This is a genomic window from Tissierella pigra (genome assembly GCF_009695605.1).
GTDB classification, from domain to species: Bacteria; Bacillota; Clostridia; order Tissierellales; family Tissierellaceae; genus Tissierella; species Tissierella pigra.
The window spans coordinates 36,187-58,213 of the sequence record NZ_VUNQ01000007.1 but is presented as its reverse complement, the minus strand read 5'-3'; the positions used below and the strand labels follow the sequence as shown (position 1 = coordinate 58,213).

The 22,027-nt window shown below is 29.7% G+C and carries 21 protein-coding genes; 19 read left to right on the top strand and 2 right to left on the bottom strand.

The genetic code is table 11. From position 1 onward, the window contains the following. Positions 1-17: 17 nt before the first annotated feature. From FYJ83_RS04775 to FYJ83_RS04725, 11 genes are all read left to right on the top strand, one after another. Positions 18-185, top strand: a complete 168-nt coding sequence (locus FYJ83_RS04775; protein WP_154439195.1) for a hypothetical protein — start codon at positions 18-20, stop codon at positions 183-185. Between the two features lie 94 nt (positions 186-279). After that, positions 280-1,251 carry an ABC transporter ATP-binding protein gene (locus FYJ83_RS04770; RefSeq protein WP_154439194.1) on the top strand — a complete coding sequence of 324 codons (972 nt, stop codon included), beginning with the start codon at positions 280-282 and terminating at the stop codon, positions 1,249-1,251. Between the two features lie 2 nt (positions 1,252-1,253). Further along, positions 1,254-2,024, top strand: a complete 771-nt coding sequence (locus tag FYJ83_RS04765; protein ID WP_154439193.1) for an ABC transporter permease — start codon at positions 1,254-1,256, stop codon at positions 2,022-2,024. Then, the gene (locus FYJ83_RS04760; RefSeq protein WP_154439192.1) at positions 2,024-2,794 is read left to right on the top strand and encodes an ABC-2 family transporter protein; all 771 of its coding nucleotides are present in this window, start codon (positions 2,024-2,026) and stop codon (positions 2,792-2,794) included. Before FYJ83_RS04765 ends, FYJ83_RS04760 begins: the two co-directional genes overlap by 1 nt. A 19-nt stretch (positions 2,795-2,813) precedes the next feature. Continuing rightward, complete coding sequence (locus FYJ83_RS04755) at positions 2,814-4,037, top strand: YcaO-like family protein (protein ID WP_154439191.1); 1,224 nt, start codon at positions 2,814-2,816, stop codon at positions 4,035-4,037. Next, positions 4,003-4,857 carry a peptide arginase family protein gene (locus tag FYJ83_RS04750; RefSeq protein WP_154439190.1) on the top strand — a complete coding sequence of 285 codons (855 nt, stop codon included), beginning with the start codon at positions 4,003-4,005 and terminating at the stop codon, positions 4,855-4,857. The genes FYJ83_RS04755 and FYJ83_RS04750 overlap by 35 nt, the downstream gene beginning before the upstream one ends. Before the next feature lie 522 nt (positions 4,858-5,379). Further along, complete coding sequence (locus tag FYJ83_RS04745; RefSeq protein WP_195837918.1) at positions 5,380-6,891, top strand: S41 family peptidase; 1,512 nt, start codon at positions 5,380-5,382, stop codon at positions 6,889-6,891. Positions 6,892-7,194: 303 nt separating this feature from the next. Then, complete coding sequence (gene murB / locus FYJ83_RS04740; RefSeq protein ID WP_154439188.1) at positions 7,195-8,106, top strand: UDP-N-acetylmuramate dehydrogenase; 912 nt, start codon at positions 7,195-7,197, stop codon at positions 8,104-8,106. After that, positions 8,107-8,874, top strand: coding sequence for a PHP domain-containing protein (locus FYJ83_RS04735; RefSeq protein WP_154439187.1), 768 nt, complete (start codon positions 8,107-8,109; stop codon positions 8,872-8,874). A gap of 12 nt (positions 8,875-8,886) precedes the next feature. Continuing rightward, positions 8,887-9,744 (top strand): RNase adapter RapZ, encoded by an 858-nt coding sequence (gene rapZ, locus FYJ83_RS04730; RefSeq protein ID WP_154439186.1) that lies wholly within the window; start codon positions 8,887-8,889, stop codon positions 9,742-9,744. A gap of 12 nt (positions 9,745-9,756) precedes the next feature. Next, the gene (locus tag FYJ83_RS04725; RefSeq protein ID WP_154439185.1) at positions 9,757-10,761 is read left to right on the top strand and encodes a gluconeogenesis factor YvcK family protein; all 1,005 of its coding nucleotides are present in this window, start codon (positions 9,757-9,759) and stop codon (positions 10,759-10,761) included. A gap of 10 nt (positions 10,762-10,771) precedes the next feature. Here the strand turns inward: FYJ83_RS04725 and FYJ83_RS04720 are convergent, their stop codons facing one another. Continuing rightward, positions 10,772-11,293 carry a hypothetical protein gene (locus FYJ83_RS04720; RefSeq protein ID WP_154439184.1) on the bottom strand — a complete coding sequence of 174 codons (522 nt, stop codon included), beginning with the start codon at positions 11,291-11,293 and terminating at the stop codon, positions 10,772-10,774. A gap of 148 nt (positions 11,294-11,441) precedes the next feature. After that, positions 11,442-12,467, bottom strand: coding sequence for a M42 family metallopeptidase (locus tag FYJ83_RS04715; RefSeq protein ID WP_154439183.1), 1,026 nt, complete (start codon positions 12,465-12,467; stop codon positions 11,442-11,444). A 155-nt stretch (positions 12,468-12,622) separates the two neighbouring features. Here FYJ83_RS04715 and FYJ83_RS04710 point away from each other — a divergent pair, with 155 nt between their 5' ends. The 8 genes from FYJ83_RS04710 to FYJ83_RS04675 all read left to right on the top strand — a co-directional run bounded on the left by FYJ83_RS04710 (position 12,623) and on the right by FYJ83_RS04675 (position 22,015). After that, positions 12,623-13,024: an NUDIX hydrolase gene (locus tag FYJ83_RS04710; RefSeq protein ID WP_154439182.1), complete on the top strand. Its 402-nt coding sequence runs from the start codon at positions 12,623-12,625 to the stop codon at positions 13,022-13,024. 20 nt (positions 13,025-13,044) lie between these two features. Then, positions 13,045-14,004, top strand: a complete 960-nt coding sequence (whiA, locus tag FYJ83_RS04705; RefSeq protein ID WP_154439181.1) for a DNA-binding protein WhiA — start codon at positions 13,045-13,047, stop codon at positions 14,002-14,004. Next, positions 13,997-14,383, top strand: a complete 387-nt coding sequence (locus FYJ83_RS04700; RefSeq protein ID WP_154439180.1) for a GrdX family protein — start codon at positions 13,997-13,999, stop codon at positions 14,381-14,383. Before whiA ends, FYJ83_RS04700 begins: the two co-directional genes overlap by 8 nt. A gap of 114 nt (positions 14,384-14,497) precedes the next feature. Beyond that, positions 14,498-17,968, top strand: a complete 3,471-nt coding sequence (locus tag FYJ83_RS04695; protein ID WP_154439179.1) for a DNA polymerase III subunit alpha — start codon at positions 14,498-14,500, stop codon at positions 17,966-17,968. A 37-nt stretch (positions 17,969-18,005) separates the two neighbouring features. Then, complete coding sequence (locus FYJ83_RS04690; protein WP_154439178.1) at positions 18,006-18,200, top strand: hypothetical protein; 195 nt, start codon at positions 18,006-18,008, stop codon at positions 18,198-18,200. Positions 18,201-18,220: 20 nt separating this feature from the next. Then, on the top strand, positions 18,221-19,180 hold the full coding sequence (gene pfkA / locus FYJ83_RS04685) for a 6-phosphofructokinase (RefSeq protein WP_154439177.1): 960 nt from the start codon (positions 18,221-18,223) through the stop codon (positions 19,178-19,180). 47 nt (positions 19,181-19,227) lie between these two features. After that, positions 19,228-20,985 carry a pyruvate kinase gene (gene pyk, locus FYJ83_RS04680; RefSeq protein ID WP_154439176.1) on the top strand — a complete coding sequence of 586 codons (1,758 nt, stop codon included), beginning with the start codon at positions 19,228-19,230 and terminating at the stop codon, positions 20,983-20,985. Between the two features lie 19 nt (positions 20,986-21,004). Then, positions 21,005-22,015 carry an aldo/keto reductase gene (locus FYJ83_RS04675; RefSeq protein WP_154439175.1) on the top strand — a complete coding sequence of 337 codons (1,011 nt, stop codon included), beginning with the start codon at positions 21,005-21,007 and terminating at the stop codon, positions 22,013-22,015. Positions 22,016-22,027 lie beyond the last annotated feature (12 nt).

Sequence of the window (22,027 nt, the reverse complement as noted above, 5' to 3'; positions counted from 1 at the left end):
AAAAGGTGGTGAAGTTTATGGGTAGAAGGCGTAGTGAAGTAAGTATGATAGAATGCTCTAATTACAATTTAGAGGAAGACAACCTATTTTATATGGATATAGAACAAGCAAAAAAATTGATGAGATTAAGAGAAGTTTCTCCTATAGAAATTAGAATATTAAAAGAACTTAATGCTCAAGTGTAGAATTTATAAAATTTTGTTTTACTGAATATTTATATTCTGTATTTAAGATAACTAAACTTATCGTGTGAAATTAATTTAGTAAAGGAGAAATAAGATGGAAAAGAAAGTTATAGAATGTTCAAATTTAAATTACTCATATACTTCTTATGAGAAAAAGCAGGGGTTGAAGGGAACTCTTGCTGATTTTTTTAAAAGAGAAAAAATACAAATTGATGCTATTAAAGATATAAACTTGACTATCTATGAAGGAGAAATAGTAGGTTTACTGGGTTCAAATGGTGCAGGTAAGACCACATTAATTAAACTTTTAACAGGAATATTAGAGAAAAAGAGTGGAGAAATAAGTTGTTTAGGTTCAAATCCTTTTAATAGGAGAAAAGAATATTTAAAAAATATAGGTGTACTATTTGGTCAAAAAAGTCAATTGATTTGGGATCTTCCACCTATGGACACATTATATATGCTCAAAGAGATGTATAATGTAAGCACATCAGTATTTGAAGAGAATATTAAGGAATTATTTAATATTCTTGATTTACATCAATGGAAGGATACTCCAGTAAGAAAATTATCATTAGGGCAAAAAACAAAATTTGATTTAGTATGTACCCTATTTTACTCTCCCAAAATAGTTTTTCTTGATGAACCTACAATAGGTTTAGATATTAATAGCCAAAATCAAATACATAAATTTCTGTTAGAAGTAAACAAAAAGAAAAAAACTACAATTATTCTGACAAGTCATTATATTAAAGATATAGAGAAGTTAGCAGAGAGAGTAGTTATTATTAGCAAAGGTGAAAAAAAAGAGGATTGTTCAATTGCAGATTTGTCCAATAAATTCAAGGTTAAAAATTCATATATAATAGAGAGTAAGAATGGTGAGCTACCTTTTTTACAAGACGAAGAAATGATTGTAAGTCAAATCAATGATTTGACTTTCAAAATAACGCTTTTTAGTGGGACATTAAAGTCAATAAATTTAGATTTGGCTAATATTCTTTCTATTAGAGAAGATACTCCAAATTTAGAAGATATACTTTCTGAAATATTTTTGGAGGTTTGATAATGAATACATATATAAAAATAACCATTAATCAAATTTTAATTGAATTAACATATAAGTTTAATTTTATATTATCAATAATATCTAATGTTATTCAATTGATGACTGGGATTTTTGTTTGGAATAGCATTTATGCATCAAATGTTACAATTGAAAAATATAGTTTCAGTGAAATTGTAATATACCTTATATTAACTACAGCAACAGGATTATTATTTTCATTTGAACCAATATTTAGATTAGGGCGCATGATCCATAATGGAAAGTTGAATGAAATGTTAGTTAGGCCAGTGAGTATATTAGGAGAATCTTTTGCTTATTATACTGGAAAAAAATCAATATTTATATTTATTTATACTATGCTAATTTTAATATTTGGTATTAATGCTATAGAAAAACAACTTTTACAGATAATTATGTTGCTAGTAGTAAATTATATTATGTTTTTTATGTTGATATCGTTAATTTCAACCATATCTTTTTGGATTATTGAAATTTGGCCTTTAAGACCAATCCTAAATGCTTTTTATATGTTGTTAGGTGGAATTTATTTTCCTCTTGATTTACTACCAGATGAGATGTATAGAATAATTAAATATAATCCATTTTCAATAGTTGGACATTTTACAACTAGAGTTATTCAAGGGAATTATGACAGTAGAGTCATTAAAACGTTAACATTAGTTTCCATACTTTATGCAATTATATTTTTTATCCTATATAAAAGAATTTTCAAAAAAGGGTTAAAAAAATATGAAGGAGGTGGAAACTAATGAATTTTAAGATATATAAGAATTTATTATATCAGAGTTTCTCAGAGATGATGTCACATCGATTTACATCGATTTGTATAATAATATTTGGAATAATGTTTATTGGAATTGAATTTATTGCAGGATATGTATACTTTCAGTTTTCAGATTTATTGTTAGGATGGAGTAGGGATGATTATTTTTTACTTATTAGTTCTTTTAATATAATAACATATGGTTATCAATTCTTCTTTATATTATCACATGAGATATTATCAGAATCAATAATTGAGGGTGAACTAGATTATATTCTTATTCGGCCATTGAACTCATTCTTTTTTTACTCTCTATATAGAGTTGATATTCCAAGTATTATAGGTTTAATCATTTCTATAATCACATTTAGTTTTTTCTTGCCAATAAGGTTAGGTTTATTAGAAATTGTCATAGTTTTTCTTATGTTTGTATTAAATATTGTATTTGTATTTTTAATAAATCATATTGTAGTAATAACATCTTTTTGGAGCGAGAAGTCGGAAAAATTATTAGCTCTTCCAGAATATATTATGGATTTTTCTGCAAGACCAAGAAACTTTTATCCGAGAGGAATTAAGTTTATTTTTAGCATAATTATTCCCTCGTTTATAGCCACAAATTCTATTGTTGATTTTATTCGTAAAGAGTTTAATATATTGGAATATATTTGGTTTTTAATTTTTATATTTATTTTAGGAATTCTATCATATTATTTTTGGAATAAAGGCTTGGAAAAGTATCAGTCAGCAAACTAATATGAAAGGTTGAGTGAATGTGAAGAATATAGAAAGAGCCTTAGATACAAAGCAGGCAATTAGATTCGCAAAGGAGCATATAAATAGATTAAATTTAGATCATAGTATTCATACTTATAAATCAAGTAATAAGCATATAAATACAACTGTAGTTAATATTAGTAATTATGATTGGCTAGGTGGCAACTTAATAGGGAATGGGAAAGGATTCGGAGAACAATCACTTGCTAGTGCACTTTTTGAAACTTTAGAACATTATTATTATGCTGAGGATGCTAAGAATTATGAATTTACTAATCTAAAGATTCAAGAAATTTTGGATAGGTGTCCCGTATTAAATAAAGAATTTCCAACAAATTATATTCATAATATGAACATAGATGAAGATATTAAATGCTTTGGATACAAATCATTTAATAAGGCTAGTGAGATTTTTTATCCAGCATTTCTTATAAACGTAGATTTAAATTATACTGTTGATGAAAAGTTGAACAGTGTATTAAAATATGTATCTAATAGTGGTTTTGCAATGGGAATTTGTTTCGAAGAAGCTGCTATACATGCTATTAATGAATTACTTGAACGAGATGCATTATCAATGCATTATATTGATTCTTTTATTAATGAGGAGCCTAGAAGGATAGTTAAAAAGAGTTCTTTGAATGAATATTTATTAATGCTTGTTGATGTAGTAGAAAAAACTGTAGGGGCTGAAGTGGAGATAGTTGATATAACAAGTAATTTAAAAATTCCGAGCTATATGGTATACTTTAAACGGTCAGATTTTAAAATTCCTATAAAGGGGTTTGGGACATCATTAATTGCAGAATATGCACTTGAAAGAGCACTTTTAGAATGCTTACAAGCATTTCATTTATATGATATTGATTTAGAGATAGAAGACCAACAAATACTGATAAATTTTGAAGAATACCCCGTTTATAAAAGAATTGCTCTCTTGGATTACAATATTAATTGTGTAAATGTAGAGATGAAGACAGAAAATAATAATCAGTATACGGTTAAAGAATTATTGAATATTATAACTGAAAAATTAGACTCGAATAATTTACATGTATATTATAGAGTTATTTACGATTCAAACAATGTTTGTTGCATTAATGTAATAATACCTTCCATAGAGAAGTTTTATCTTGTCGGCTTGGGGATGTGTGTCATACCTAATGATAGAGGAATGGAGAGGATAAATGGTGGAAAAAATTACAATTATAGCAGAACATAATGAAGCTTTTAAGAAAATAGTTCATTTTCATCTTAAAAATAATGTAGTATATGATTTAATTCATATAGATGAACACCATGATTTAGGATCGCCTATTGTTAATCAAAATAGCTGGAATCAGCTTATAAAGGATAAAGAGCAAATAGACATAATATCACCAATATTGGATGATATTACTTTTAATCAACTTAAGATATCAGATTATATAATTTCTTCCATTTATTATGGTGCAGTTAACTCTGTTTTCTGGCTCTCTAATAGAGAACTAGAAAAGTATATGGAATTTACATTAGAGACAGAAGCTGTTAGTGAAAGCCATATGTTGATAAGCATTAAACCTGAAATAATAAGTGGAGGAGGAAATAACTTTTTACTTGAGGTTAAGCCAGACACAAACATTGAAGCTTTTATGAAAAATAGAATTATTCTAAGTATTGATTTAGACTACTTTTCGTGCAATGATGTGGTTGGAGAACATGGAAATATTGAGATTACAGAAAATGAATATAAATCATTTATTACAGATAATAATCATAAATTTAAATTATTATTTGGAAGCAAGGTAGCGGCTTATTCTAGGGAGGGTCATTACTTTCTTGAATATAATGAGTTTGATGGGCCCTTAGAGAATAAGATTCGAAATAAAGATGATATAATAATTAAAATAGATCAGATAATAAAATTTTTAATATTTAATAATGTAATAATTGATTATCTAATAATATGTAGATCAAATATCAGTGGTTATACAACTACTGAAGAAGCAATATGGATGGAAACAAAATTAATAGATGCTTTTGAAATGTCAGGACTAATTTAACCTGTTGTGCTAGTAAAACTTACTAATAAAAAACTCTGACAATTATATTATCCTCTTATCATTGATAGCCACAACGAATGATAGGAGGATAATATATGCCAGAGCTATATAAATCTTTAACTATTATAGGAGACAAAGGTTATGGGGTGAAAAGCTAACTTTAGAACTAAAACAAGAAAAAGAAATAGACTTAATTTCTATGAAAAGAAATAACAGTAAATCTCAATTTCCACAGCCGCTTCGACAGTTAATTTTTAAAGCTAGAAGAAGGATAGAGATCTCATTCTCTCAATTGACTGAGCAGCTTAATCTAAATAAAGTTAAAGCTAAGTCTCTATGGTGCTTAATAACTAGACTAAGAACTAAAATTTTAGGTCATAATATTTGGATTATGATTTCCTAAAGATAGTCTAGCCTTATATATTACCAAACTGTTCCTATAGATAATTAATTTTATATAGCACAACAGGTTAATTTAAATAGTAGTGTTTAGTGTATAATTTCAAGATGGAGGTGCTAAATATGAATTATTTTATGCTAATTATAGTTTCTCTATGTACTATTTTATTATCTGGTTGTTCAAAGGGGAAACATATGGAGAGCATAAATGATTTGTTAAAAGAAATAAATACAAGTCGGGTTAGCTCTCATGAAGTTATAGATGATTTAAGTAGATTTATTTATAATTTTAATAAAGACGAAATAGGTTTAAGTAATGAAGATATAGATTTGTTGACAGAGTATGATATGAATTCTCTTGATGAAAAATTTAATCCATATAGACAAATTACTAAAGTCCAAGCCATAAAAGATGTAGATTATTTATTTGATTTTCTAAAATATTCATATGCTCCATATACATTTTTTGGTGGAGACCAAATTTTTAATAATGCCAAATTTAGTACCATCAATACCATTAATGAAATAAATGCGGATACATTAACAGCAGAATATTTTTCAGATATACTAATAGACAACTTAAATTTTATTCAAGATGCTCATTTTTCCATAAATGGACATCAGCTTGTAGATAAAAAGTATTATTTTCATAACGACGAATTAGAATTTTTATTAGATCCTAGAAAAGGATATTATACATATATAGATAATATTAGATATTATCTAAAAGATATTGATAATAGAAAAAAATATGATGACTATTTAAAATTATCTATAAATAAAGAAGGGGATTTAATTTATTATCTAGGTAAGGTTCAATCATTAGGACAGACTTTAACTTTAAATGTAAAATTATTTGATGAAGATAATAGGGAAATACTAAAGACAATAAAATTGAAAGAGGCTAAAATTTTAGACATAGAAAATGATAAAGTTTTCAATGAAAAAATTGAAGGGAATATTCCAATAATATCTCTGAGAACTATGGTAGAGAAAGAAAATAATACTATCTTTATAGAGACACCTAGTGTGATAAATCAATACCCCATTAGTATTATTGATATTAGAGGAAATTCTGGAGGGCAAGATACCCTAGGAATTAAGTGGTTTACTAACTTTACAGGAGAAAGTCCTAAGAAAATTTGTACAACTGCTACTTTATATAGCAAAGTAAACAGTTATATCACTGAGAAATATTTACAAAATATAGATACTGATTATGATGATGAATATATTAAAGAAATAATAGAAAATGAAAAACAAAAAATAGAATCAAATATAAATCAATGGGGTATATCCTTGGGAAGCAATACTAAAATAAAAAATAATAATATTATTTTTGTATTAGTTGATAAAAGAACAGCTTCTTCAGGTGAATCTTTTGTAGAATTTCTATATAATTTAGAAAATATAGTTTTTGTAGGTACAAATACTGGAGGAGTTACATTAAGCGATAGATATGTTGAAGGAAGGCTTTATAGCTCTAAAATAAATTTTCAGTTTGGGCGTGTGTTAAGTATATATGATGAAAAAATCCATAAAGAGGGAGTTGGATTTTTTCCAGATATATGGGTAGGAGATAATGATACTCTTGAAAGGGTTTTATTATTAGTAAATAAATATACTAGGAAATAGAAATTTGACATTTTTATATCATTGATTTTTTTCTAAAAGTAGTTAAATTTTATTATAATTTATAATAAATAGATGGGAGATACTTTCATACTTCTATATTATTTATTTTTTATTATATGAAATTTCTAAAGAAAAAGAATATATAACTATAACTAGGTAGGGCTTATATGCCCTACTTTTTATTGTACATAAACAAAGGATTTTAAGAATATTATAATGTAATGGGTATAAAATAAATTAGTAATACTAGGCTAAATTTGGTACAATAATAAAGATAAAGACAATACACAAGGGGTGATTTACTTGAAAATAAAAGGACTACAAGAAATCTTTGAAAATAAATCTTTTGGAAAAATTTTATTTAATGAACCAATGAGAAATCATACTACCTTTAAAATAGGTGGTCCAGCAGATGTAATGATTATTCCATCTAATGAAGAAGAACTAATAAATGTAATTATATTCTGTAGAGAAAATAATATAGATTTTTTAATCATGGGAAATGGAAGCAATTTACTTGTTAGAGATGGAGGTATAAGAGGTGTTGTAATTAAAGTAAATGAAGGGTTTAATGAATTAACAGTAGACGGAACTAAAATATATTGTCAGGCTGGAGCATTACTATCTACTGCTAGTAAATTAGCTTTAAAACATAGTCTGAAAAACTTTGAATTTGCATCTGGTATACCAGGTACCATAGGAGGAGCAATTACAATGAATGCAGGAGCCTATGGAGGGGAAATGAAAGATGTAGTTAAAATGGTTAGAGTGTTGGACAAAAATAACCAAATTAGGGAATATACAAACGAAGAAATGAATTTTAGATATAGAAACAGCAGAGTATGGGATGAAGGATTAATTGTCCTTGGTGTAGAGTTAGATTTAGAAGTGGGAGAATATTCAGCTATTGAAGAGGTAATGAAAGATTTGACCTGTAGAAGAACATCTAAACAACCACTTGAGCTGCCAAGTGGAGGTAGCACATTTAAAAGACCAGAGGGACATTTTGCTGGAAAATTAATTGAGGATGCAGGACTGCGTGGACTACGACATGGGGGTGCTCAAGTTTCAGAAAAACACTGTGGATTTGTAGTAAATGTAGATAATGCCACTTGTAAGGATATATTACATCTAATATCTGTTATTCAGAAAGTAGTTAAAGATAACCATGGTGTGGAATTAGAAACGGAGATAAAGTTATTGGGAGAGGATTAGATGATAAAACTAATTGGTGATTACCATACTCATACTGTATATAGCAGTGGGTTTAGAAAAGAAGGCAAACATGCAACAGGCACCATAAGAGATAATGCAGAGGTTGCTTTATCTAAGGGACTTAGAGAAATTGCAATTACTGAACATGGACCTTCTCATTATCTTTATGGTCTTAGAGAAAAGAGGATTCCTGCTGTTAGGGAGGAAATAAATAGATTAAATGAGGAGTTTATACCTAAAGGACTTAAAATTTTACTTGGAGTAGAGTCTAATTTAATAGGTTTAGATGGTACTATTGATATAGAGGAAGAATCTCTTAAATATATAGACTTTCTGATTATGGGCTATCACTATGGTGCAACTCCAAAAGGAATTAGAGATGGTTTAGGGTTATATGGATTAAATCCATTATCCAAGTGTTTGTCCATATGCGAAAAAAAAGCTATAGAACTGAATACTAAAGCTTATATAAGGGCATTGAGGAAATATCCTATAGATATGATTTCTCACCCAGGTTCTAAGGCAAAGGTAGATATAGTAGAGCTTGGGAAGGAAACAAAAAAATATGGTACTGCACTAGAAATAAGTTCAAAGCATAGTCAGTTATCGGTGGAGAGTATCAAGCTTTTATTGGATATGGATATAGTCTATATGGTAAATAGTGATGCCCATAGACCTGAAGATGTAGGAAATGTGGAAAATGCCATAAGAAAGGCAAAAGAGGCAAACTTACCTCTTAATAGGATAAAAAATATAGAGATAAACTAATGAGGTGTAATTATGGAGTTTTTATTGATTAGTGGAATGTCAGGAGCTGGTAAATCTCAGGCAATGAAGGTAATGGAAGACATGAGTTATTATTGTATGGATAACTTGCCTCCTGCACTTTTACCAAATTTTGTAGAGTTATGTTATGAGCTGAGAAAAGATATTGATAAGGTAGCAGTAGTAGTAGATATTCGTTCAGGAGAATTCTTTGATCATTTATTTAAAGGTTTAGAAGAACTTAAAACTAGAGGTATAACATATAAGATACTTTTTCTTGATGCAGCTGATAATGTTTTAATAAAAAGATATAAAGAATTAAGAAGACCTCACCCCTTAAATCCAGAAGGAAGTATTAGTGAAGGAATTAAGGAAGAAAGGGAAATGTTAAATGAGGTAAAAAAGAGAGCTGACTATATAATAGATACATCTAATTTAACCTTAGGGATGTTGAAGGAAGAAATGTCAAATATTATTTTAAAGGGAAAGAAATCTAGAAATATATCTATTTCAGTAATTTCTTTTGGATTTAAACATGGAACCTTATTAGATGGTGATTTAATATTTGATGTAAGATTTATTCCAAATCCTTTTTATATTCCAGAATTAAGAGAGTTTACAGGAAAAGATCAAAATGTAAAAGATTATGTATTTGGATGGCCAGAAACTAATATTTTTATATCAAAAACCATAGATATGTTAGAGTTTTTAATTCCTCATTATACGAGGGAAGGAAAAACACAGTTAATTTTAGGAATAGGATGTACTGGTGGAGTCCATAGATCAGTGGCAATAGCAAATAAAATTGCCGAGATACTAACAGCTAATGGACATAGAGCAGCAGTAGATCATAGAGATAATAGATTAAAATAAAGGGGAATATTTATGAAGGATGTAGAAATAAAAAAGAAATTGTCCATGGGACCTAAATTTGTGGTTATAGGCGGAGGTACAGGGCTATCAGTCTTACTAAGAGGATTAAAAGGATTTACATCAAATATTACAGCCATAGTTACTGTAGCTGATGATGGGGGAGGTTCTGGAAAGCTTAGAGAAGACTTGGGTATGCTTCCTCCAGGAGATATTCGTTCCTGTATACTTGCCCTTGCAAATACAGAACCTACCATGGAAAAACTTTTACAATATAGATTTACAGATGGAATATTAAAAGGACAAAATTTTGGTAATTTATTTATAGCGGCCATGAATGAAATATATGGAAGTTTTGAAAAGGCAGTAAAAGAAACCAGTAATGTATTAGCCGTTACTGGAAAGGTACTTCCTATGACATTAGAAGATGTAAAACTTTGTGCAGTACTTGAAAATGGCTCTACCCTTAAAGGAGAATCCCATATACCAATTGATGCAATAAAAGAAGGAAGCAGAATAGATTATATTTATACTGATCCTAAAATATCATATCCCTTAGAGGAATCTGTAGAAGCAATTAATGAGGCAGATATTATAGTTTTAGGTCCTGGAAGTTTATATACCAGCGTTATACCAAATCTTTTAGTAAATGATATAGTGGATACAATCTACAATGCAAAGGCACCTAAAGTATATATTACAAATGTCATGACTCAACCAGGAGAAACTGATGAGTATGATGTACTAGACCATGTAGATGCAATACTAAAACATAGTACTTTAGATTTCTTAGACTATGTAATAGCCAATACAGAAGAAGTACCTTATTATATACTTGAAAAATATGTAATGGATGGTTCTAAGGCTGTTTTAATGGGGGTAAAAGACGAAGAAATATTGAGATCTAAAAATATAAAGCTAATAGGGTCTAAGTTAATAGATATTAGAAAAGAATATATTAGGCATGATAATATTGAATTAAGCAGACTATTAATGGAAATAGCAAAAAAAGAAAAATAAGCAAAGGTGCTTATTTTTTCTTTTCATCTATTAATCTAGATATAATATTTCCAGCAGTTTTTTTAGTCAATGTATCATAATTTACCTGATAGTTTAGTTCACCAGCTAATTTTTTTATAGTTTCTATCTGCCTAGGAGTAGGAGGTTCTTCTGAAGAAATTGGATAATTTTCTTCTCCATCAGATACTACTGATTCCTCAATAGACAATTCTTCCACTGCAGTCATACCTACATTGGTTAAGTCCCTAAGAACCCTAGCTTTAGCACGAGTAGAAGCCATTCTAATTAGATGAGGAGCTAATGCAGAATTAACAGACCGTGGAGAGGCATCTCCTATATCTTGAAATCGTTCATTTTCTGTAGTGGCTATTGCCTTACATATGGCTGTCATATTATTCTCATTAGTAGGTATTTGGATTATCTCTACTTCTAAAGAGAGAAGATTCATTTGATGTGCCAAATCAAGAAGCCCTTCATAAGTTACAAAGGATTTGCCTTGTAAATTTATAATAAATCTTTCATTTACAGTCATAAAATCACCTCTAATTATATATTCCCCAAATAAAAACTTATAATCGTTGGATAATACTGGAATCAAGTTTTTAAAAAATAAACACTGAACAAAAAATATACTTTAGTCCAGTGTTTAATTCATAATGTAAAACTATGTTATAGTATAATTACTTAGTTAAATATGCTATTCCTAATTTTATAGTGCTGTCAATTGCTTCAATATGAGTTCTTTCAAAGCTATGGGAAGCGTCAACTCCAGGTCCAATTAAACCTACCTTAATATCATATCCAGCTCTAAGAGCAGCAGATCCATCAGAACCATAGAATGGATATATGTCTATTTGGTGATTTATATTATTTTCTTTAGCTAGATTAACAAGTCTTTTTCTAAGGTCATAATCATAAGGACCTGTACTGTCTTTAGCACAAATTGTAACTGAAAATTCATCAGAAGTTTGTCCCTCTCCAGGAGCTGCCATATCCACTGCTATGAATTCAAAAGTTTTTTCAGGTATAGAAGTAGAAGCACCATGTCCAACTTCTTCGTAAGTAGATATAAAGAAGTTAGTTGTATAGTTAGGAGTGATATTATTTTCAACTAGATATTTTGCCATACCCAATAAAGATATAACTCCAGCTTTATCATCTAAATGTCTTGATTTAATAAAACCTGATTCAGTAACTACTGCTCTTGGATCAAAGAATACAAAATCTCCTACATTGATACCAAGATTCAAAGTATCTTCTTTTGAGAAAACCCTTTCATCTATTCTAATTTCCATATTATCTGCATTTCTTTCAATAGTCTTAGTGCCTTCCCCATGAACGTGTGAGGAAGCTTTAGTAGTCATTATAGTACCAGTATAAGTTTTTCCTTCAATAGTTTCAATAGTTACATGTTCACCTTCTATTGTACTCCAAACATATCCACCTAATTGAGTAATTTTAAGTTTTCCATTTCCTTTTATTTCTTTTACCATTCCACCTAAAGTGTCTACATGGCCAGATAATGTTACTTCTTTATCCTTATTTTTTCCTTCAATTGTAGCTATTAAAGCACCTTTATTTGTTCTTACTGTAGGAATATTTAATTCTCTAAACTTTTCTTCTATAAAAACTATAGCTCTTTCTGTATTTCCAGTGGGACTTGGAATGTTAAGTAGTTGTATCAAGTTTTCAGTTAAATATTTCATGTTTATCTCCTCACTTTCTAAAATGTCTATAGATATATTATATTGCTATTGTAATTATAAGTCAAAATCATTTAGCAAATCTAGCAATAATATAGTATAATTAGATTATATGTTTCTTGGGAATAATTTAATTAATATATTGGGAGTTGGTTTCAATGATGGAAGAAGTAAGTGCTGGAGGTGTGGTAACATTTGGCAACACCATATTACTTTTAAAAAAATTTAATGGTGATTGGGTACTACCTAAGGGAAGAGTAGAAAAAGACGAGACTTTAAAGGAAACAGCTTTAAGAGAAGTTTTAGAGGAATCTGGAGTAAAAGCTGAAGCTGTAAAATATATAGGTATGGTTCATTATAAATATAAAAATTTAAAAGAGAATGAAATGGTTTATAAAACTGTTCATTGGTATTTAATGAAAACAAATAGTATGGATTGTACTCCGCAAAAAAAAGAAGGATTTGTAGATGCAATGTTTGTTCATATAGATAAGGCTAAAAATTTAGTAAGGTATCAAGATGAAAAAAATATTATTATTAAGGGATTAAAGATGTTGTAGATATGAATTGAGGTGATTAAATGTCATTTTCAGCCACAACTAAAAATGAATTGTCTAGAATACCTTTAACGGATCGATGTTGTGCGATGGCAGAACTAGCGGCTCTTGTACGAATGAATGGCACTATACAAATATCAGGAATGAAAAAGATTAATCTAAAATTTACTACTGAAAACGCCGCCATTGCCAGAAGGATTTTTTCTCTATTGAAGGCAATTTACAATACTGAAGTAGAGGTAATGGTTAGAAGAAATAAACAGCTAAAGAAAAATAATAATTATTTAATAATAATCAATAATAAAGATATATCAAGAAAAATATTAGAAGATATAGGATTTATTAGAGATGAGTCAAGTGTTTTTAATCCCAATTTTACAATTCCAGAAGAACTCATAAAGAACAGATGTTGTAGACGTTCCTATATTAGAGGTGCATTTTTAGGTGGAGGTTCTATTAGTAATCCAGAAAAGACTTACCATCTTGAATTTGTAACCAGTAATGAGGAACATGCTATAGATTTATCTAATGTAATCAATTCCTTTGGATTAAATTCCAAAATAGTTATTCGAAAGGAAAACTATGTAGTATATATTAAGGAAGGTGAACAAATAGTAGATTTATTAAATATCATAGGAGCACACCAGGCGCTTTTAAAGCTTGAAGACATTCGAGTATTAAAAAATGTGAGAAATAATATTAACAGAATAGTAAACTGTGAAACTGCAAATTTAAGTAAAACCATAGATGCTTCTATGAGACAAGTAGAAAGTATAAAATACATTAAAAATACTATTGGTTTGGAAAAACTACCAGAAAATTTGAGGGAGGTTGCAAGACTTAGATTAGAGTATAGTGAAGCTAGTCTAAAAGAAATAGGTATGATGCTGGAACCACCTGTTGGGAAATCTGGAGTTAATCATAGATTTAGAAAAATAGAAGAACTAGCAGATAAGTTGAGAGGAGATAGGAACAATGTCTAATTTTATAGTTACAAACAATCCTTATGTATATGAGAAGTATAAGGATAAAATGGATATGATTTATAAAGAGGAACTTAATTATATACAGTTATTGGAGTTCATAAGAGATAAAATTCATGAAGGTCATCAATTACTTACTCATCCACTATCAGGAAGTATAAAGCCTAATGAAACACCTTATAAAACAGTTATGATTTCAAAGGATAAAGGAAGCCTTGATACAAGTGGAATGTTAATAGTTGAAGAAAGTATAGAGACAGCTAAAAAGTTTCAAACTAATAAACCTACTCCTGATTGGGTAGAAAGCGTTTTAGATGATTTTAGAGTTATAGATTTATCTTTAATAGAAAATGTAATTGATAAACTCGGACATAGATAGGATTATATCAATTTTGAATTTTGAATTATGAATTAAAAGATTTCCTCAGTATAGGGAAATCTTTTGTTTTATGATAAGATATATCTATATAAATAATTAGAAAGGGATATAAAGATGTATAAAGATAAATTTAGTCATTTACATGTCCATACTGAATATAGCTTATTAGATGGTTCCATTAGAATAAAAGACTTAATTTCTAGAACTAAGGAATTAGGTATGGAATCCATAGCCATAACAGATCATGGCTCTATGTTTGGAGTTATTCAATTTTATAAAGAAGCTAAGAGACAAGGAATTAAACCAATACTTGGCTCTGAAGTTTATGTGGCTATAGATAAATATACTGAAAGAGAGCCAAAGGATAAGAATCAATACCATTTAGTGCTTTTGGCAGAAAATAAACATGGTTATGAAAATCTAATGAAAATAGTATCAGAAGCATATATAAATGGATTTTATTATAAACCTAGAATAGACCATGATATACTTAAAAAATATAGTAAAGGGATTATAGCTCTATCAGCTTGTCTAGGAGGAGAAGTACAAAAGCATATAATGAATAACAATATAGATAAAGCTAAAGAAATATCGCTATTATATAAAGAGATATTTGGTCCGAATAATTTCTTTCTTGAATTACAAGATCATGGAATTGAAGAGCAAAGAAGTGTAAACAGAGAACTAATAAAAATATCTAAGGAAATGGACATAGGATTAGTAGCCACAAATGATGTACATTATCTAAGAAAACAAGATGCAGAAGTTCATGATATTTTATTATGTATACAAACAGCAAGTACAGTAGAGGAAACCAACAGAATGAAGTTTCCTACAAATGAATTTTATTTAAAATCACCAGAAGAAATGAGAAATATTTTTGGAGACAATTTACAAGCTCTAGAAAATACTGCATGGATTGCAGATAGATGTAATGTGGAGTTGGATTTTGATACATTGCACTTACCTGAATATAAGGTACCAGATGGATATACAAATATAGAATATCTAAAGAAACTGTGTTCTGAAGGATTACAAGAAAGATATAAAGAAATTACTCCAGAAGTACAAGATAGATTTGAATATGAATTTAATGTTATAACTCAAATGGGATATACAGACTATTTTCTTATTGTATGGGATTTTATAAAGTTTGCTAAGGACAATGGCATAATGGTAGGTCCAGGAAGAGGTTCTTCTGCTGGAAGTGTTGTTTCTTATGCTCTTAAGATTATAGATATAGACCCATTGGAATATGGGTTGATATTTGAAAGATTTTTAAATCCAGAAAGAGTATCTATGCCTGATATAGATATAGATTTTTGTTATGAAAGACGAGAAGAAGTTATTCAATATGTTATAGATAAATATGGAATAGACCATGTAGCGCAAATAGTTACCTTTGGTACTATGGCAGCTAGAGGCTCCATAAGAGATGTAGGCAGGGCAATAAATATGCCTTATGGTGAAGTAGATTATATTGCAAAACAAATACCAATGGAATTAGGTATGACAATATCTAAAGCTCTAGAAGTAAATAAATCATTAAAAGACAGTTATGATGAAAATGAAAATGTTCGGAGGTTAATAGATGTGGCTAAGGCAGTAGAAGGGTTGCCTAGACACACATCAACCCATGCTGCAGGAGTGGTTATATCTAAAGACCCTGTGACAAGCTATGTTCCTCTTCTGAAAAATGGAGATGCCGTATCTACCCAATTTAATATGGTAGAATTAGAAGAATTAGGATTATTAAAAATGGATTTTTTAGGTTTGAGAACCTTAACTGTAATTAGAGACGCTGTTAATTTAGTGGAAGAAAATCATGGAATAAAACTTGATTTAAGTAATATAAATCATGAAGATCCACTTGTACTTGAAATGTTTGCAAAGGCTGAAACTCTAGGCATATTTCAGTTTGAGTCCCCTGGAATGAGGGCATTTCTTAGGGAGCTAAGACCAAATGTATTTGAAAACCTTATAGCCGCCAATGCTTTATTTAGACCAGGACCTATGAATCAGATTCCACAGTTTGTTGCATCTAAACATGATTTTTCAAAAATTGAGTATTTACATTCAAGACTTATACCCATATTAGATATGACTTATGGTTGTATAGTTTATCAAGAACAGGTCATGAAGATTGTAAGAGATATAGGTGGTTTTACTATTGGAGGAGCAGATTTAGTAAGACGTGCCATGAGTAAAAAGAAAATGGATGTAATGGAAAAGGAAAGAAAACGATTTGTATATGGTGAAACTGATGAAAATGGAGAAGTAATCATAAATGGTGCCATAAGAAATGGTATAGATGAGAAATCTGCAAATAAAATATATGATTTAATGATTGATTTTGCTAAATATGCCTTTCCTAAAGCACATTCAGCTGCTTATGCAGTAGTAGCATATAGAACTGCATATTTAAAATATTATTATCCAGTGGAATTTATGGCAGCTCTTATTTCTTCTGTTATGGGGAATACTAACCAAGTATCACTTTATATACAAGAATGCAAAAGACTTGGAATAGATATATTGTCACCAGATATAAATGAATCCTACAATAAATTTACTGTATCTAAAAATAAAATTAGATTTGGATTATCAGCAGTGAAAAATGTAGGAGAAAACTTTATAAATGCCATAGCAAATGCTAGAAAGCTAGGAAGATTTAAATCATTTACAGATTTCATTGAAAGAATAGAAAAGGTAGATTCATCTGTAATGAACAAAAGAGCAGTAGAATCCTTGATTAAATGCGGTGCCATGGATAGTCTAGGTGCAAATAGGGCACAATTACTGGCAATATATGAAAAGATAATAGATGGAATTCATGCTGATAGGAAAAGAAATATAGAAGGACAATTTTCCATATTTGATACTATAGATGAAAATGTTTCAAAAGATAATTTACCAGATTTAAAAGAATTTCCTAAAAATATATTGCTTACAATGGAAAAGGAAATGGTAGGAATTTATATATCGGGTCATCCATTAGAACCATATAAATCTGAACTGGAAAAGGTATCAACTACTACAACCTTTGATTTACTAAATATAAATGATGAAATAGGTAAAGAACTAAACGGATTAAAAGATGGCTCTACAATAGTATTAGGTGGGATTATTGTTGAAAAGAAAAATAAGATAACTAAAAACAACAATATGATGGCGTTTATTACTTTAGAGGACTTATATGGTGTCATAGAATGTATAGTTTTTCCTACTACTTTTGAAAGATATAATAAATATTTAAAAGAAGATAATATTATAGTGATTCAGGGTAAAATTAGTATGTCTGAAGTAGAGGAACCAAAGATTATAGTTGAGAAAATATCTGAGTTAAATATTCATAAAAAAGAAAAAATATATGTAAAACTATCATCCAACAGTCATGTTAATATATTAGATAAGATTAAAGCTATTCTAATAAAATATACTGGAGATACACCAGTATATTTATACCTTGAAAAAGAAAGAAAAACTGTAATAGCAGATAGGAAATTATGGATTGATATAAATAATAGAAATGTAATATCAGAATTAAAAACATTACTTGGGGAAGATTCAGTTAAAATTTCTTAAATAATATCAATTGTGAATTTAAAAGGAGTGCTTTAATATGTGGACAGCAGTTCATATGACTACAGGAGTAGAAAATGCTCGAGATATAGAAAAGAGATTGAGACAAGAGGGTTTTTTAGTAAAGATAAAATATTTTACTAAAGAAGGTGAAGACGAACTATATGAAATATTAGCTCCAGAATTTGAAGCGGCAGATATTCAAGAGGCTATGATAGAATTAGGAATTATTTAATTTATATAAGGGGGAATTAAATGAAGACTATAGGAATACTGACTAGTGGCGGAGATGCACCAGGTATGAATGCAGCCATTAGAGCAGTTGTAAGAGCGGGGATATATAATGGATTTAAAGTAATGGGTATAAGACAAGGATATAATGGACTTATTAATGGAGATATATATGAAATGAATCTTTCTTCCGTTGCAGATATAATACATAGAGGAGGGACTATGCTCAGATCTGCTAGATCAGAAGAATTTAAAACAGAAAAAGGATTTAAGAAAGCTTTAAATGTATTAGAAGTATTTGGAATAGACGGGTTAGTGGTATTAGGAGGAGACGGTACACTTAAAGGTGCAAGGGAAATATCAAATGCTTCCATACCAACTATAGGAATACCTTGTACAATAGATAATGATTGTGGATATTCTGATTTTACCATTGGATTTTTCACTGCTGTAGAAACAGTAGTAGATGCCATATCTAAAATCAGAGATACATCCACATCTCATGGTAGAGCAAATGTAATAGAAGTTATGGGTAGACACTGTGGAGATATTGCTTTATATGCAGGTCTTGCAGGTGGAGCTGAAAGTATAATAGTGCCAGAAGTAGAATTCAATATAGATGAAGTATGTAAAAAAGCCATACAAGGTAAAAATAGAGGAAAACTACATCATATTATTGTCCTAGCAGAGGGAGTAGGAAATGCTTATGATGTATCTAAGGCAATTGAGGAGAAAACCGGAATAGATACTAGGGTAACAGTTTTAGGATATATTCAAAGGGGAGGAAATCCTACATCTTATGATAGAATTATAGCAAGTAAAATGGGAAGCAAAGCCATAGATTTATTAAAGGAAGGGAAATCTGGAAGAGCCCTTGGAATTAAATGTAACAGCATAATAGATATGGACATAAATGATGCTTTAAAAGTGGAGAAAAGTTTTGATATAGAAATGTATGATACTACAAAGATTTTATCGATATAGCTTAGATTAATAATATATATAAAATCAAACTAATGGAGGGAAAGTAGATGAAAAAAACAAAAATAGTATGTACAATAGGGCCAGCATCTGAATCTGAGGAAGTATTAAAGGAATTATTTTTAAATGGGTTAAATGTGTGCAGGCTTAACTTTTCCCATGGTACTCATGAAGAACATAAAAAAAGAATAGATACCATAAAGAAAGTTAGAAAAGAACTTAATATGCCTATAGGAATTATGCTAGATACAAAGGGACCAGAAATAAGACTAGGAGATTTTAAAGATGGTACTATAGAAATTGAAGAGGGTAATATATTTACTTTAACTACTAGAGATATACTAGGAGATGATACTATTGTATCTATTTCTTATGATGGACTGCCAAAGGATGTTAAAATAGATAGTAGAATTTTAATAGACGATGGACTAGTAGAATTTAAAGTAATAGAAATAATAGGAGAAACAGATATAAAATGTGTAGCTTTAAATAATGGAACATTAAAGAACCATAAAGGTGTAAATGTACCAAATGTAAAAATCAATTTACCAGCAGTAACTAGAAAGGATACAGACGATATATTGTTTGGAATAGAAAATGGAATAGATTTCATAGCGGCATCTTTTGTTAGGAAAGCATCTGACGTTTTGGAAATAAGAAAGATACTAGAAGACAATAATGCAGATTTTATAGAGATAATTTCAAAAATAGAAAACCAAGAAGGCGTAGATAATATAGATGAAATACTTTTAGCATCTGATGGAATAATGGTTGCTAGGGGAGACTTAGGAGTAGAGATACAGACAGAGGATATACCATTAGTTCAAAAAGATTTAATTAGAAGATCAAATTTAGCAGGAAAACCAGTTATTACAGCTACGCAAATGTTAGATTCCATGATGAGAAACCCTAGACCTACAAGGGCTGAAGTAACAGATGTTGCCAATGCCATTCTTGATGGAAGTAGTGCAATTATGTTATCTGGAGAAACTGCCGCAGGAAAATATCCTATTGAATCTGTAAGAACAATGTATAATATTGCCACAAGAACAGAAGACTCTTTAAATTATGGAGAAATATTAAAATCAAAAACTACTATAGCAGAAGTGTCAACTACTAATGCAATAGGAAAGGCAACATGTACTACAGCAATGGATTTAGAAGCATCTGCCATAATTACTGCAACATCTTCAGGTTATACTTCAAAGGCAATATCTAAATTTAGACCAAAATCACCTATAATAGCAGCTACAACTACAGAATCTGTAATGAGAAGACTATCTCTAGTATGGGGAGTTTATCCAGTGTTATCACCTTATAGCAACTCTACAGATGATGTAATAGAACTATCTATACAATCAGCAGTAGATAGAGGATATGTAAAAGAGGGAGATTTAGTAGTTATTACAGCAGGAATTCCTGTAGGAACATCAGGTTCTACTAATCTTATTAAAGTTCATACAATAGGAAAAGTTTTGATTAAAGGAATGGGAATTTGTCAAGGTTCTACTTTAGGCAGAGTTTGTATTGCAAACAATAAGGAAGAATTGGAATTGAAGTTTAAGGATGGAGATATTATAGTGACGAGAGATACAGATAGAGATATGATACCATTTATTGAAAGAGCTTCTGCCATAATAACTGAGCAAGGTGGACTTACATCTCATGCAGCCATAGTAGGGTTAAACCTTAATAAAACAACTATTGTAGGTGCAGAAAATGCTACAACTTTATTAGAACACGGAGAGATGGTAACGGTAGATAGTACTACAGGACTTGTATACAAAGGAGAAGCAAGGGTTTTATAGAAGTATAAGGGGGATTAGTATGGAAAAGCGAAAACTAGGAAGGACTAATTTAGATGTATCTGTTATTGGCTTCGGAGGAATTCCCATACAAAGAGTAGGTAAGGAATTATCCCATGAGCTTCTTCAAGAGGCCTATAACAGAGGAATAAACTTTATAGATACAGCCAGAGGATACAATGAATCAGAAAGTTTAATTGGAGAGGCCTTGGAGAAAATAGGCAGAGATAAATTTATATTAGCTACAAAATCAATGAAAAGAGATTACAATGGAATGACAGAAGAATTAAATACTAGTTTAAAAAGCTTAAAAACTAGCCATATAGATTTGTTTCAATTTCATAATATTAGAACCTTAGAAGAATTAGATTTCATTATGAGTGAAAACGGAGCATTTAAAGCATTGGAGGAAGCTAAAGAGAAGGAAATAATAAAAGAAATAGGGATTACATCCCATAGTCCAGAAATATTAGATAAAGCCATAGATACAGGAAAATTTTCTACTATACAATGTCCATATAATCCAGTAGAACGTCAGGCAGAAGAATTGTTTAAAAAAGCTAAGGATATGAATATAGGAGTAATAGTTATGAAACCCTTAGCGGGAGGTGCTATTACTAAAGGGGAATTATCCCTTAGATTTATAGTAGATAATCCAAATATATCTGTAGTTATTCCAGGGATGGATACTTTGGATCAAGTAAAATCTAATACAGAAGTAGGAATTAATATAAGAAAGCTGACAGAAGAGGAAGGCAGTATTTTATCAGAAGAAGCTAATTCCCTAGGAACAGAATTTTGTAGAAGATGTGGCTATTGCCTACCTTGTCCTCAAAAAATAGATATACCTACTCAATTTTTGATGGAGGGATATTATACAAGATATAATCTAAAGGAATGGGCTCAAAGCAGATACGATGCCATGGAATATAGGGCGATTCACTGTATAGAGTGTGGGCTATGTGAAACTAGATGTCCATATAATCTCCCCATAAGAAAGATGATGAAAAATGTAGTGGAGAAATTAGGATAGGTTAGTCTGAAT